General features: G+C 49.0%; 12 protein-coding genes. 9 read left to right on the top strand and 3 right to left on the bottom strand.

Annotation, left to right across the window (positions count from 1 at the left end):
* Window positions 1-36: 36 nt before the first annotated feature.
* Both V5T57_RS02355 and V5T57_RS02350 read right to left on the bottom strand, forming a co-directional pair.
* A complete protein-coding gene (locus V5T57_RS02355) occupies window positions 37-1,584 on the bottom strand; it encodes a tetratricopeptide repeat-containing sulfotransferase family protein (RefSeq protein WP_332889552.1) in 1,548 nt (515 codons plus the stop codon).
* 26 nt (window positions 1,585-1,610) lie between these two features.
* Entirely contained in the window at window positions 1,611-2,498 is an 888-nt protein-coding gene (locus V5T57_RS02350) for an NAD(P)-dependent oxidoreductase (RefSeq protein ID WP_332889551.1), read from the bottom strand.
* A 510-nt stretch (window positions 2,499-3,008) separates the two neighbouring features.
* Here V5T57_RS02350 and V5T57_RS02345 point away from each other — a divergent pair.
* The 3 genes from V5T57_RS02345 to V5T57_RS02335 all read left to right on the top strand — a co-directional run bounded on the left by V5T57_RS02345 (window position 3,009) and on the right by V5T57_RS02335 (window position 6,229).
* A complete protein-coding gene (locus V5T57_RS02345; RefSeq protein WP_332889550.1) occupies window positions 3,009-3,719 on the top strand; it encodes a LexA family protein in 711 nt (236 codons plus the stop codon).
* 107 nt (window positions 3,720-3,826) lie between these two features.
* On the top strand, window positions 3,827-5,605 hold the full coding sequence (locus V5T57_RS02340) for a hypothetical protein (protein ID WP_332889549.1): 1,779 nt from the start codon (window positions 3,827-3,829) through the stop codon (window positions 5,603-5,605).
* 303 nt (window positions 5,606-5,908) lie between these two features.
* Window positions 5,909-6,229 carry a hypothetical protein gene (locus V5T57_RS02335; protein ID WP_332889548.1) on the top strand — a complete coding sequence of 107 codons (321 nt, stop codon included), beginning with the start codon at window positions 5,909-5,911 and terminating at the stop codon, window positions 6,227-6,229.
* On the opposite strand, the gene V5T57_RS02330 is transcribed toward V5T57_RS02335, so the two are convergent.
* Window positions 6,226-7,554: a deoxyguanosinetriphosphate triphosphohydrolase gene (locus V5T57_RS02330; protein ID WP_332889547.1), complete on the bottom strand. Its 1,329-nt coding sequence runs from the start codon at window positions 7,552-7,554 to the stop codon at window positions 6,226-6,228. The genes V5T57_RS02335 and V5T57_RS02330 overlap by 4 nt on opposite strands.
* A gap of 646 nt (window positions 7,555-8,200) precedes the next feature.
* Between V5T57_RS02330 and V5T57_RS02325 the strand changes: the two genes are divergently transcribed.
* From V5T57_RS02325 to V5T57_RS02300, 6 genes are all read left to right on the top strand, one after another.
* Window positions 8,201-10,228, top strand: a complete 2,028-nt coding sequence (locus V5T57_RS02325; RefSeq protein ID WP_332889546.1) for a methyl-accepting chemotaxis protein — start codon at window positions 8,201-8,203, stop codon at window positions 10,226-10,228.
* A gap of 146 nt (window positions 10,229-10,374) precedes the next feature.
* On the top strand, window positions 10,375-10,830 hold the full coding sequence (locus tag V5T57_RS02320) for an SUF system Fe-S cluster assembly regulator (RefSeq protein ID WP_332889545.1): 456 nt from the start codon (window positions 10,375-10,377) through the stop codon (window positions 10,828-10,830).
* 167 nt (window positions 10,831-10,997) lie between these two features.
* The gene (locus V5T57_RS02315; RefSeq protein WP_332889544.1) at window positions 10,998-11,606 is read left to right on the top strand and encodes an EF-hand domain-containing protein; all 609 of its coding nucleotides are present in this window, start codon (window positions 10,998-11,000) and stop codon (window positions 11,604-11,606) included.
* A 57-nt stretch (window positions 11,607-11,663) separates the two neighbouring features.
* Window positions 11,664-12,257, top strand: a complete 594-nt coding sequence (locus V5T57_RS02310; RefSeq protein ID WP_332889543.1) for a sigma-70 family RNA polymerase sigma factor — start codon at window positions 11,664-11,666, stop codon at window positions 12,255-12,257.
* 10 nt (window positions 12,258-12,267) lie between these two features.
* Window positions 12,268-12,720: a hypothetical protein gene (locus V5T57_RS02305; protein ID WP_332889542.1), complete on the top strand. Its 453-nt coding sequence runs from the start codon at window positions 12,268-12,270 to the stop codon at window positions 12,718-12,720.
* A 2-nt stretch (window positions 12,721-12,722) separates the two neighbouring features.
* Window positions 12,723-13,247, top strand: a complete 525-nt coding sequence (locus tag V5T57_RS02300) for a periplasmic heavy metal sensor (protein ID WP_332889541.1) — start codon at window positions 12,723-12,725, stop codon at window positions 13,245-13,247.
* Window positions 13,248-13,527 lie beyond the last annotated feature (280 nt).

Raw genomic sequence — 13,527 nt, 5'->3', positions numbered from 1 at the left:
TTTGGGCTTTTTTTGTGATCGACATACCAACCAGAATTAACGCCTTGGTGGAATGGTGCTGAGCTTGGGATATCCCAAGAACTGTGCGTATGGGTCCAGCATCGGTATAAAAGGGCGCAAATTTTGATGAAATGATGGCCATAGATCCACTTGTCGGCCATGCAAAGGGTCGATCTGCTCGGCCAGCTCATGTTGCGTGTACAGGCGCCGCATAGGTACCCCACGGTAACGGCGTATGGCATCATCCCACACAATGTTCAAAAATTTGAGCATGCCCTGAAGCGCCAGAGGCATGTTCTCAATAATCGACTCATACCTCAAAAACATCGTTGGTAGTGGTTTGACCCGATGGCTGGTATTGAAGAAGTTCATCATCGCCACATAAAGCGCCACCGCACCTTTAATAGAACCTGCGCTAAGGGTTGCGGGATCATGGCTTTGATCCTGCCGGATATAACATTGCAGAACACTATCCATAGGGTGTCGAACCACATGAATAATCCGGGCAGTGGGAAAAATGCGCTGAATTAAGGGTAGATCCAACAGGTGGAGTGGGTGGACATCCAGCAAAGTAGCGGCTGGGGGCAGTTCACCGACAACGCTCTGTACCTTTTTGTAGTACATTTGCCGCATGGCGCGGATGCGCGGCGCATCCAGTTGTGCCAAACCTTGCGGATAGCCCTGTGGCCCCAAGAGGGCTCGGATCTCTTCAGGTAACCGGTAACCACTCATCACCACCAATCGAGGATGTGCAGCAAGCATTTGGGTCAGCAAGGTTAATCCACTGCGGGGATAGCCCACAATAAAGACCGGCTCAGCGCCTTCGGGTGGTAGGGCAGGGGTATGGGTGGCAACCCATTGGGGGGTTAGTTGGGCTGTCCATTTAACCAGCTCCGGCATCAGCTGTTCAGCACTGGGTGGGGGTGTACCCTCTTTACCCATGAGGCCTTGTAGTCGGTTGGCCTCACTGTAGCTTTCAAAGGCTTGTTGAAAACGGCGTGCGTCCCGTTGATGGTGAGCCAATTCAAAATAGTAACCGACACGCTCGGCAGGTAGCATATTGCCGATAGAGAGTTTAAGTAACCGTTTGGCCCCTTGATCAGGTTGATTGCGAATCGCATCACATCGGGCACGAATGAATGTGGCCAGAATATGATCACTTTTCAGAGCAAGTGCCCGATCAGCAGCACTCTCTGCCTCAGCAAAGCGTTTTTCTTTTTCTGCCAATTGCGCAATACGTACATGGGGCTCTGGGTCGCTTCCCTCCAAACGTGCTGCAGTTTTCCAACTGTTTTCAGCGTCATCACTTTTGCCCAACAGTGCCTGTGCATCTCCCAGGGCCAAATGGCCACGACCATCATTGGGGTGGGCTGTGGTGGCCATAAGTGCCAGTTTTTCGGCCTGTAGACCATCCCCGCGTTCGATCTGGATCTGCGTCATTAAAGCCAAAATACCAGGATCATTGGGATGATTACGTCGGGCACGATCCAGCTGGTTCCAGGCGGTGGGTAAACGGCCCCGTAGCAGATGTTCTTCAGCATCTGCCAGGAGCCGTTGCAGTTGGGATGGGGGGCTGCTGGACATGTGTCACCTACAGATCTTGATAAAATTTACGTCTGGGTTTTTACCCCGGCGTATTGTTCCAAAATTTGTAGTATGGCAGCAATATCTAGGCCACCAAGATTCTGCTCCATGGCTTGTGCATAGCAGTGACGAATCGCTTCACCGGCCGGTAGAGAAACGCCATTTTGACGGGCTTCATCCTGAATAAGATTAAGATCCTTAAACAGGAGATGTAAGGGAAAGTGGGCATCAAAATCACGGTTGAGGAATGCCTCACCTTTCATGCCCAAAATAGGGGCAAAGAGAACACTGTTTTTAACCGCTTGCATGAACAGTTGATCATCCAGCCCACTTTGGCGAACCAACATTAAACTTTCACCCAACGCCTGGACCATGCCTGACATTAGAAGATTCATCGCCAGCTTCATACGGGTACCATCACCGACCTTACCACAGCGGATCATGCTGCTACCCATGGTGAGTAGTAGATCTTCACAACGGTCCATAACTGAGCTATCGCCACCCGCTAAAAAGACCAGTTTGGCGGTTTGGGCGGGAATTTTACTTCCTGAGACCGGTGCATCGAGGAAGGTGCCCCCCGCCTTTTCAACCAACTTGGCTGCGTGTTCACTGGCTTCCACAGAGACCGTGCTGGCGTTGATCACCACTTTATTTGTCAATTCTGTGTCAATAATGCCTTCATCGTCTGTTAAAATGGCCAATAATGCTTCAGGATCACTGACCATAATGATCAAGATATCACACTGTTCCGCTAAGGCTCGTGGTGTCTTGGTGGTGGCAATACCTTTCTCAACAAAAGGTGTCAGCTTATCAAAACTTCTATTATATACGGTGATGGGGTATCCAGCGTTGTGGCAATTGTTAGCCATGGCCGATCCCATAATGCCGAGCCCAATAAATCCAATCTTTTGCATCACTGACTTCCTTTGTTCATAGGGAGTTTTAAACGATCAATCAATAAATGTAATGTCCGCTGTTTGTTACCTAAAGAGTTATTAATGGAACAAAATGTTACCCTTTAAATTAGAATTCACGTTTCCGGATGGATGTGATAATGTGTTATTCTTGTATGGGTGTAAGGCATATAGGGTGTATGCCAATATCTTGAAAGTTCACGATAAAAACTGACAAAATGTGTCATATTCGGCAAGCAATGATCTGCCATATTTCATGCGGTATAGGGAATTGTGGGCAATCATTGTTTCTAGGTCAAGATGAACGAGCCATCTTGCTTTGACCGGTTGCTTAATTAGGGTGTCGATTAGAGGGAACATTAAGCCAGATACATTTAGCATTGGTGCGACATAGTAACCTTTGGCTAGGGCCACATGTGGCCTGTGCAATAGAGATATACGGTTAGGGGTGACGGTATTTCTCTGTAAGGCGCGTTAAACGGTCATTTATCCGCACATAAGGATATAAAGATGAAAAGACATTTGAGCGAGGATAACCCCCTCTCCTCAACGCATAACTTAACCGTCCCTGCTGGTGAAATATCTACGTTGGGTGATCGTCTGTGCCAAGCCTTGGATCAAGCAGGTATGTCACAATCAGAATTAGCCCGGCGGGTGGGTATTCGTCCTCAAACCGTACAGCATGTGTGCGCTGGGCATACCAAACGTTCAGGTTATACCGCTGAGTTTGCCCAAGTGCTGGGTGTTCGGCCGGAGTGGTTGGCCATTGGTAAAGGTCCCCTGCGGGAGTTAATGCCCGGTGATCCAAACCGTATGGTTCGCCAACTGCCTGTCCTCAATTGGTCTGACGTGATGAGCTGGGTGCAGACCAGTTTGGTGGAGATGGACGCAGAGCTGCAAGAGTCTGTAGAGGTCACCAAGGCTTTTGGTGAAAACGCCTATGCGTTACGCGTACATGGTGACTCTATGGAACCTAAGGTGCCAGAGGGTTCAACCATTTTAGTAGACCCAAGTTGCGTTGCAGAAAACAATTATCTGGTTGTGGTGCATCTAGAAGGTGAACCGGAAGCGACCTTTAAACAGCTTGTTTTGGAAGGTGGCGCGCGTTATTTAAAGCCCCTTAATCCACGTTATCCCATTGTTGATCTATCACACCATCGTTACACCTTGCTGGGTGTGGTGCGTCAGGTGGTTATTGATTTGGACCCCTGCATCAACTAGGTCTGTTTAGCCATTGGCTGTCCATGGTTGCAATTGAACCAAAGTGGTATGATCTGTTTCTAAACAGATAGGCCATCGTGGCCATTGTAAACCATTGCGTGGTGACCATGGGCAAGACACTGTGGCATGCACTGGGTACCGCTTGGTGCCGTTTTCCGACCTTACCGTGGTATTTATTGCTACTGGTGCCTCTACCTGTGGTGTGGTGGATTTTGCAAGCACCCCACCTGTTTGCACTGGAGCAGGCTGTCCGGCCGTTGTTTCTGCTCTATTCACTGGCTCTGTTGATCTATCTGTTTGGGCTATGGTTGTTACGTACCGCGCACCGAGCGGCGGTATTTACGCTGATGGTTCTATTGACAGAACCCGCGACCTCCTTTCTGTTAGACCATGCACATACCCTCTATCTATTTATCGGCACCATGGGCCCCATCGCTCTGCCCTCATTAAGCTGGGCTGCGCTGCTTATCCTGCTTTTGGCGGTATGGGGGGGGGTGCTGTTATGGGATAAACGGCTGCGTTACTGGAGCCCTATTATGCTGGGCAGTGCTGTCATCACAGCCGTATTGATGGTGTGGGACCCTTTATGGGCGGCGACCTTTTTGATCGGTACCGTTTGGGGGTACTTGATGGTACGTCCGCAGTGGGGTCCTGCTGTAACGGTGGTGCTTAATGGTGTCGTGGTGATGTTTTGGATGGCGCTTTTCAGCCAGTGGCTACCCTGGCCCCAGTTGCAGCAGTTACGAGCTTTTAAACAGCAACTTCAAGGGGTGGGTGCCGTACAAAACCAGCCCTTTAAACACGATGCAGCCCCAGTCATTGTTCAAATTCAGCTGCAAGGCTATCCCCGTGCGGATGTACTGCAAGCAAACGCCTATGGTAAAAATGTTGCCTTCCAGCAAGGGTTAAGCAAGGCAGGTTTTCGGATTATTGAAGACAGCTTGATGAACCACCCCCAACCAGACATGGCGCTATGGGCCATGTGGGGTATGGAAACCAAGCTGTTTGAACAGGTGTTGGAACAACCGCTTTCCCACACCTGGTTGCAGTGGCTGGTCAAAGAGGAGATGGCCCAACGCCCCTGGTTGCATTTTATTAAAAGCCAAGGGTACCGTACCTATTATATGGATGCCCAACAGCAGGCACCCTATTTGTCACACATGGGTGAAAATCTACACATCACCACAAACCCCGTCTTAAACCCATTGGAGCAGCAATTATTACGAGCCATTCCTTGGCCAGCGTTACATCAGCGCATAGAAAAGGTTCAGCATATCCAGTCCCAACGGCTACTCCATCAGGCTCTGTCCTATCGCTATACAAATTTGCCACAAGATAAACGCCCCCTTTTTGTGATGGAACATTTGGCGCTACCTAAGCTGATGGTTGAAAATCCATATGGTGATGGGTTGTGGCGTGCCCACCAGCGCATGCGTTTTATGATGGCTTTAAAAGGGTTCAATGGCGCGGTTCTGGCCAAGGTAGAGGCTCTGAAAAAGCTTTTTGCCCACCGGCCTTTAATCATTATCATTCATGGGGGTGCCATGCATGAAGGGGTGAAGTTGGGTAAAAAACGCTGTTTAGAGCACCGCTTTGCACCTCTATTGGCCCTTTATAGCAGTACCGGGGGGTGGTCAGACCTGCCGGTTGAAGGTGGGCATATGGCCAATCTCTATCAACTGGTCATGCAGCATTGGTTTAATCAGCCAAATGGCCAAGCGGCAGCCCGCTTTTACGATCAAGACCAGGATGCACCAGACCATTTGCAACGTATTCCACTTTGGCGGTTGCGGGGGAGTTGTGATCAGCGTCAAGGGCTTTGGACTTGGGAGCCTTGGCGGCCCGCTATCCTACCATGGGATGGAAGAGCCGCAGCAGGTGCGTAAAATCCCTTGTCAGCGGGTTGAAAAAGAGGTAGTTGTTGAAACGGTCCCACGTCTAGGTGCCTTCGCTATCCTAATTGGGCCATCCTATCTTCGCTTTTCTACTGTCTAATTCCCCTCTTTACAGGGGTTTCTCAAAAAAAAGCACCGAAAAGTTAAAAAAAGGGTTTGTAAACGTACCGCACTGTTTTATAATTATCAGCGTGCAAACTCTTGCTGACCCGATCGGCTCTCCGCTGGTTGGGTTTTTTTTATGCATTTTCAGGAAGCTAGTTGCTGTGCTTCATGCCGGGATTAGGAAATGGCATGCCCACTTTAAAAGCCTGGTTTCAATCTCTACAGCCAGTTAGTCGAGCCATGGTGGTCACCCACGGGGTGATCACCATGGTTTTTCTGGCTCGTGGTGGGTTGGAAATACTGACCCACCTGGGGTGGGTTGAAGGTAGTGCTCTGCACGGTTTAAGCAGCGAACCACTGACCACCCGATTGCTGGTGGTTTTTCTTGTTTACCTCACCCTCAGTCTCTTTCCGATCCTCTATGCCTTTATCGGACGCTTGCTGCCCATTATAGGGGTGGCACTCTATGGTATGTATGTGGCACTTCTGGTTGGTCTGGCCATTCTTTAAAGTTCAATACCATTTAAACGTCTGAATAATCGCATCGCTTGGCCATCGGTCATGGCGGAGATGGTATCCGTTAAACACTGTAAAACCGCATATGTACTCTGGGTGGGTTTTTCCTGCATGGTCTGTAGCAGATCTTCCCCAAGTAGATGGGCTAAGTGCCTTTCATAGCTGGGTAGTTGTTCGATCTGCCACTGCTGTTGATGGAGAGCCATAAACACCGGATAGTAAATATCCATTAAACCGGTGAGTACCCGATGACCTGTGGCAATACGCAAAACAACCGCTTCATGATTAAAAATTTTCTCACGTGCGGCTTGTTTGGCTTGTTTAACGGCATCACCTAAAGGGCTGCTGCCCACGAGGGTTTGGCTAAAGGTGCCAGAGATGATCTCTGGTAGCTGTTCAATAAACTGGTCGACGGCGGCACCAATAAGCTTGGCGATGCTCATGGTGCGCAAAAAACGCACTTGTTCCAGTTGGGAACCACGTTCGCGAATGGCATATTGAGCGATGGGATCCAGCAACGCCCGAATTTCTGGGTAGGAGATCCACCCCAGTTCAAAGCCATCTTCCAGATCAATGGGGGCGTAACAGATATCGTCAGCGGCCTCCATAAGATAAGCCAACGGGTGCCGTTGCCAAGCTTGATCGTTGATTGGCTTTAAACCGGTACTCTGAGCGACCTGTGCAAAGGCATCTAATTCCGATTGATAGAGACCATTCTTTCTTTGTGCCGCATTATGTATGGTCATAGAGCGCCCACTGCGGGGATATTTACTAAAAGCCGCCAAAACCCCATGGGTTAGTCGTAAGCCCCCCTCCTGACGTCCATATTCCAGCTGAGTAAGTATGCGAAAACCCTGTGCATTACCCTCAAATGATAAAAAATCTGTCTTTTGATCGTCGGTTAACGCATCAAGAACAGACTGGTTTTCTTTAAACCAGCGACGAATGGCATCCTCACCGGCATGGCCAAAGGGTGGGTTGCCAATGTCATGGGCCAGACAAGCAGCCTGTACCACATTGCCAAAGTGGGAGGGGGTTAACCCGTCACAGCCGCCCTGTTCATCCATTAATCGATCACCGGCTGCCACGCCCAAAGATCGACCCACCGATGCTGTTTCTAAACTATGTGTTAACCGGTTGCGCACATGATCGTTGTCTGGCAGCGCATGTACCTGCGTCTTATCTTTTAACCGACGAAAGGGTGTGGAAAAGGTAATGCGATCCAGATCGGTCTCAAACGCGTTGCGGCGATCAAAACTACTACGAGATCGATTACCATGACGTTGGGTGCTTAACAGTTGTTGCCAAGGGATCTGCATAGGTGTCATTACCAAAAGAATTAACAGGGGTTGTCGCAGGCTAAATATATGAAAATATAACCATTACATTATGATGCCATAGGTGTGCGCATGCAACCTTGAAGATCAAAAAAAGGCTTTAAGTAAGCATTTTTAAAGTCATGCTTTATGTGAATGGGAACCAATTGTTGTTATATTACTCAACATATATGTAGCATGCTTTTTAATGGGTTATAGCGTGAAGCTAAGGATATAACAAAAACAGCAAAACCTTTATAGATCGTAAGAATATCGGTTATTCCGTTAAATAAGGCTTATTGCAGAATATGTACATAAACTAATATGCAAAGATATAAGTATAGATCTCTATTTTACACAACAAAATACGCGTAATAATTTGTGAGATTCAAAATTTATGATATCCTATCAAAGTATTGGATGGCTAAATCGATTATAAGAATGAATGGCTTATATTCAAATGATCATTTCTAGTAGAAGTTATAAGCAGTATTTTTGTTAAAGATCTCGTGTTACCACATTGTGTTGATACATTTACTCAATAAAAAGCCAGTGAAGGCTGTGTAAGGTTGTACAATTCGCTACAAAAAAAGGTTGTTTTGTAGCCTGTGCTTGGGTTTGTCAAAAGCGTCTGGTGGGGACCGACATCATGGGTAATCTCTCCAATTATACTTTGCGTGCCCGTTTGGGCATGATTATTGGTTTGGCCAGTTTGTTTATGATTTTTATTGGGTTGAAGTTTATCGACTCCAAAAAAGATCGAATGTTGGAAGATCGTTACAGCTTTATTCAAATGGAAGTTGAAGCAGCTTATAGCTTGTTGGTGCACTACCAACAGCTTGAGAAGTTAGGTGAGCTTAGCCGCACCGATGCCCAAACCATGGCCAAGGAGATGGTTAAGGTTCTTCGTTATGATGGCGGTAACTACTTCTGGATTAACGATACAAACCCCACCATGATTATGCATCCACTGAAACCTCAGCTGGATGGTAAAGATCTCTCTAAAGTTAAAGATAAAGCGGGTAAATTTCTCTTCAACGCCATGGTTGAAGAGGTTAAAGGGGATGGGGCGGGTTTGGTGGATTATCACTGGACCAAACCTAAAGCGGAAATTCCCTCACCTAAAGTATCCTATGTAAAACTGTTTAAACCATGGGGCTGGATTATTGGTTCAGGTATTTACATTGATGATGTCGATGAGATCTTTTTTGAAGATGGCCTGGAGGCTGGCATCTATCTGTTCTTTGCCCTGTTGTTGACGATTGTTATTGGCTATGTGGTGGGTAAATCCATTCTCAGTTCATTGGGGTGTGAACCCAAACAGCTCTCTGAAATGGCCTCTAAGGTTGCCAGTGGTAATTTGGTCATTAACCCTAAGGCTGTACAAAAAGCACAGCAGAGTCAGCCCGACAGCATCATTAACGCCATGTTACGTATGACCCAATCTTTGCAGCAATTGGTGCAGGAGATTACTCAACAGTCACAAAGTATGGGTATGGCTTCACAAAAATTGTTGGATGTCTCTAGCCATTTAACCCATGGTGCCAGCGATATGCGTAGTCATGCCAATGAGGCGTGTGATATCTCGAAGGAAGTCAGCCAGAAGATGGAAGAGGTTTCGGTCTCTGTGGGTAATAGTAATGATAACCTGCGTACCATATCTGAAGCGATTGCACACATGAGTACGGATATGAGTGCCATCTCTGCGGCCAGTGAACAAGCAGATGCAGGGTTAACCGGTGTGGCTGATGCCGTAAAGCATGTGGATAACTCATTAGAATCGATCAACCAAGGTGCGAGTCAGAACCGCGGTGCGGTTCATACGGTTCGTGAAGCGGTTCAGGAACTGGAAGAGGCGGTACGGGAGATGCGTCATCGCTGTACCAGTGCTGGACAGGGTTCTGAAAAAGCCGCCGATCAGGCAGAGTCCACCAATACCCTGGCTGGGGAGTTAGAAAAATCCGCACAGGAGATTGGTAAGGTCGTTGATCTTATTAATGATATTGCAGAACAGACCAACATGTTGGCGCTCAATGCCTCCATTGAAGCTGCAGGGGCGGGTGAGTCAGGTAAAGGTTTTGCGGTGGTGGCCAATGAGGTTAAAGAGTTGGCGCGGCAAACGGCTGAGGCCACCTCAAACATTGGTTTGCAGGTCGATAGTATTCAAGATGGCACAGGGCAAGCCTCGCGTGGCAGTAAAGAGATGACCGCGGTTATCCAGCGTATCCATCAAGAAAACACCGGCCTTAATCAAGTTGCGGATGAGCAGGAGCTTATCCTCAAGCGGGTTTCAGAAACCATGGACCAAACCGCTGTGATTACCGATGATGTCTCCAACCAAATGGGCTCGCTGACCAATCAAATGGGTGAAGCTTCACGATCCTTAGGTGAGATTTCCCAGGGTATTGGCGAGGTTGCGGCGCGGGTTTCAGAAAGTAGCGGTGGGGTGGAGATGATCAACCATCAGGTTGAAGAGGCCTCGCAGAGTCAAAATCAAGTGGCTGAACATGTAAACGATGCGGCAGAAACCACCCGGAGTGTGGCCAATACCATGGATAACATTGGTCAGGTGACGGGAGAGTTTGAAGACATTTCTCAAGAAGTTAAGGATTATGCTGAAAAGCTCTCCAATAACAGTAACAAGCTAGATGAGATGGTTCGCCGCTTTACCGTTTAGTGGCAAACACCCTCCACACCTGCGTTATGGGCTGTGGAGGGTGACCTTCCGACAGATTTCCCAATCTTAATAGTACCAATCCAGGCTCTGTTTATGCGATGATGGTGGTTAGACCTTTCATCCCATGCAGCAGAGGTGTGCGATTCATGTTACGTCTGAGCCGAATGACCGACTATGGTACCTTGGTGATGATGCATATGGCCCAAGCTCCAGAAGTGGTGCATAGTGCCAATGATATTGCTCAGCATACCAAGTTACCAGAACCCAGTGTGCGTAAAGTCCTTAAGATCATGGTTCGTTCAGAACTGTTGTGTAGTGTACGCGGCCTGAAAGGTGGCTACCGTCTGGCCAAAGCCCCCAAAGAGATCTCTCTGGAATCATTGATTACGGCACTGGAAGGCACCACGGTTGCCATTACCGATTGCTGTGACGATGAACAGACCGACCATTGTGATCAATACGAAGCGTGCCACATGCGACCCCATTGGGCGGTGATCAACCAATCCATCCGTTCTGCCCTGCAAGGGGTCACGGTGCAAGATCTGCTGAGCGCAACCCCAATCACCACGCAAAATTCCACAGTTGCTGAAGGCTTGGCCTGAGCCTTAATGGACCAAAGATCCAAGCTTAGGGCCCAAGCATCCTCAATGTTTTATCGCTAAATTCCCCCCTAGTGTCATTTTTCCCGAAGGGTTTTTGCTAGCCCCCCGTTTAACAGGCAAGAGAGCATGAGAAACACAGCTCTATTATTAACCTGTTGGAGGGTGTCATGAAAAAAGGAACCGCACTACTAGCCATTGCGACGATTGTCGGCTTCGGTTTAACGGCCAACCATGTTTGGGCTGGCTCTGGGGGCGGCTCCTGCCACGGTAAAGGTCATGGTATGAAAATGGCGGATACCGATGGTAATGGCACCATTTCAGCAGAAGAGTGGCAAGCCCACCGGACCGAACGGTTTAAAGCCATTGATACCGATAAAGATGGTTTTCTCTCTGTGGATGAGGTGATTCAGGCTAAGAAGGCCAAACGACGGGCCCATATGCAGAGCAAGCTCAATCGTTTGGATAGCGATGGTGATGGAAAGGTCGATGCCAAGGAGTTTGCGGCAGGCAAGCCAGGTATGGGCAAGCATCGTTGTGGCATGCATAGTCAACATAAAGGTATGCACCATCGCACCATGATGGGACATAGTGCTGGTAAGGGCTCTGGTCAAGGGTGTGGTATGCAACGTGGTCAGGGTATGGGCCGTGGCATGGGCCAAGGTTGGGGCCAAGGTTGGGTACCTGCTTATGGTATGTACCCCGGATATGGCATGCCTCCTTGGGCCTATGGTCAACAAACACCACGTTGGGTTGGTCCCAACACAACCGGTCAATAAGTTCCCCCTTAGGGGGGATCGTTTGACGGCCCCCCTTTTTTTTGGTTTGAATAAGGCATGCTTCAATTGGCCCATACCGCCGAGGCTCAACGCCTGCTCACTGAGAGTGCACAGACTGATGCAGAGCTTCTGCAACAGGTTGCATCGGGTGATGAACAGGCAGCCCAACAGTTGGTGCGCAACCACGCCAATCCCCTTTATGGGTTGGCGCGCCGCCTGCTGGATGGTTGGGAAGCTGAGGCGGAAGATGTGGTACAAGATGCCTTTTTACGTTTGTGGAAACAGGCCCGTTCTTGGCGGCCTGAGGCACGCATCCATACATGGTTGCACCGCGTAACCTATAATTTATGTATGGATCGATTGCGGAAAAAAAGTGGTGTTTCTCTGGACAGCATTGCTGAACCAGAGGATCCACGCCAAGATCTGCACCAATACCATCAACGTCAGCAAAAAGCAGCCCGTATTGAGGCCGCTTTGGCCGCCTTGCCTCGGCGCCAATGTGCGGCCATTACCTTGGTGCATCATCAAGGATTTACCCAGCAAGAAGCGGCTGAGATTATGGAAATTGGTGTTAAAGCGTTGGAGTCCCTGCTCAGTCGGGGTCGTAAGCAACTACGGTCCCTGCTGGCCGATCTGGATCGGGGAGCGTAAGGAGTTCACCATGGCCAACTTAGATGCAACCATGACAGAACAACGACTACAAGAGCTAGTGGATGCCTACGGGGCAGATGCCCAGCGCTGGCCAGAAGCAGAACGTCAGCCAGCACTAACCCTTTTGGCGCACAAGCCTCATTTACAGGGGGTGTGTACCGAAGCTCAGAGCCTGGATGAGTGGTTGGATATCGCACCGCCACCCTTACCCGATAGTGCCCTGATCGGTCGTTTGTTGTTGGATGTGCCGGCACCGCGTGAATCCCTTTTCCGGCGTCTGTGGCCGTTTGAACGGGTATGGCAACCCACTGTAGCACTGGCGGCATCCATCATGTTTGGTGTGTTGGTGGGTATGCAGATTCCTGATGAAATCAGCCCCAGCGAACCGTTGGTCGCTGAGAGTGAAAATATGGAGGCGTGGCGACTGCTGGCTTATGGGCCCGAGCAGTTACCGGAGTGGTGACCATGAAAAATCTTCCCCGATGGTTGGTGGTAATACTGTTTGTTTCCGTCGCCTTGAATCTCTTTTTTGTGGGTATGCTAGGTATCTCCTACTGGCGTGGTGGACCCTTGTATCGGGCCATGCATGGCCCAACGATAGGGGGGCCATACATGATGGGCCATGCCATGCGGCATTTAGATCCGCAAACCCGTCAACAGCTTAGGCCTATTGTGCAAGATCATATGCCCACCATGCGGGACTCCATGCGTCAACTGCACCAAAAGAAGCGGCAAGTACATACCCTGCTTGTTAATGATCAGGTTGATCAAGCGGCTTTGGACCAGGCTTTTAGTGAACTGCGCCTGCATGCACAACAGGCTCAGGAGTCTGCCCATCGTATGATGATGCAGGCCGCAACGTCGCTTCCTTCGGATATTCGCCAACAAATGTTTAAGTTTAAGGGTCGTGGTCACCACCGCAAATCACATCGTGGTGGTGGCCGATGTGACAGTCCTGATCGAAACTTCCCCCGTTCAGCAGGCCAGTAACATGACCCCAGCCCCATGGATGACATTCTGCTTATACCCATGGGGTGAGTCGGCACCTTTTTCTTTGCCCTAAGAAAAAGGTGCCGCTTTTTTTTACGCCTTATCCCCATCTGTATACTGTTCAATACATCGTTATATCAACGGGCTTTATAGGCATATATGACGGTCCTGTCGTGGCATCATCATCCCTTTTTCATCTGTTTTCCTTCACAGCAGCATACAAATACAATAGACTGAAATAATTCATGTTTTCATAGCTCTCAAGGCTATTTTCATGAAT

This window comes from Magnetococcus sp. PR-3 (genome assembly GCF_036689865.1).
Lineage (GTDB): Bacteria > Pseudomonadota > Magnetococcia > Magnetococcales > Magnetococcaceae > Magnetococcus.
Note: the sequence above shows the minus strand (reverse complement) of the source record. Positions and strands in the feature narration are given on the sequence as shown.

What these genes read in the sequence shown, in the direction of transcription:
- V5T57_RS02315 (WP_332889544.1), top strand. Translation starts at nt 10,998, where the DNA reads ATGAAAAAAGGAACCGCACTACTAGCCATTGCGACGATTGTCGGCTTC.
- V5T57_RS02345 (WP_332889550.1), top strand. Translation starts at nt 3,009, where the DNA reads ATGAAAAGACATTTGAGCGAGGATAACCCCCTCTCCTCAACGCATAAC.
- V5T57_RS02335 (WP_332889548.1), top strand. Translation starts at nt 5,909, where the DNA reads ATGCCCACTTTAAAAGCCTGGTTTCAATCTCTACAGCCAGTTAGTCGA.
- V5T57_RS02305 (WP_332889542.1), top strand. Translation starts at nt 12,268, where the DNA reads ATGGCCAACTTAGATGCAACCATGACAGAACAACGACTACAAGAGCTA.
- V5T57_RS02340 (WP_332889549.1), top strand. Translation starts at nt 3,827, where the DNA reads ATGGGCAAGACACTGTGGCATGCACTGGGTACCGCTTGGTGCCGTTTT.
- V5T57_RS02310 (WP_332889543.1), top strand. Translation starts at nt 11,664, where the DNA reads ATGCTTCAATTGGCCCATACCGCCGAGGCTCAACGCCTGCTCACTGAG.
- V5T57_RS02325 (WP_332889546.1), top strand. Translation starts at nt 8,201, where the DNA reads ATGGGTAATCTCTCCAATTATACTTTGCGTGCCCGTTTGGGCATGATT.
- V5T57_RS02330 (WP_332889547.1), bottom strand. Translation starts at nt 7,554, where the DNA reads ATGCAGATCCCTTGGCAACAACTGTTAAGCACCCAACGTCATGGTAAT.
- V5T57_RS02350 (WP_332889551.1), bottom strand. Translation starts at nt 2,498, where the DNA reads ATGCAAAAGATTGGATTTATTGGGCTCGGCATTATGGGATCGGCCATG.
- V5T57_RS02300 (WP_332889541.1), top strand. Translation starts at nt 12,723, where the DNA reads ATGAAAAATCTTCCCCGATGGTTGGTGGTAATACTGTTTGTTTCCGTC.
- V5T57_RS02355 (WP_332889552.1), bottom strand. Translation starts at nt 1,584, where the DNA reads ATGTCCAGCAGCCCCCCATCCCAACTGCAACGGCTCCTGGCAGATGCT.
- V5T57_RS02320 (WP_332889545.1), top strand. Translation starts at nt 10,375, where the DNA reads ATGTTACGTCTGAGCCGAATGACCGACTATGGTACCTTGGTGATGATG.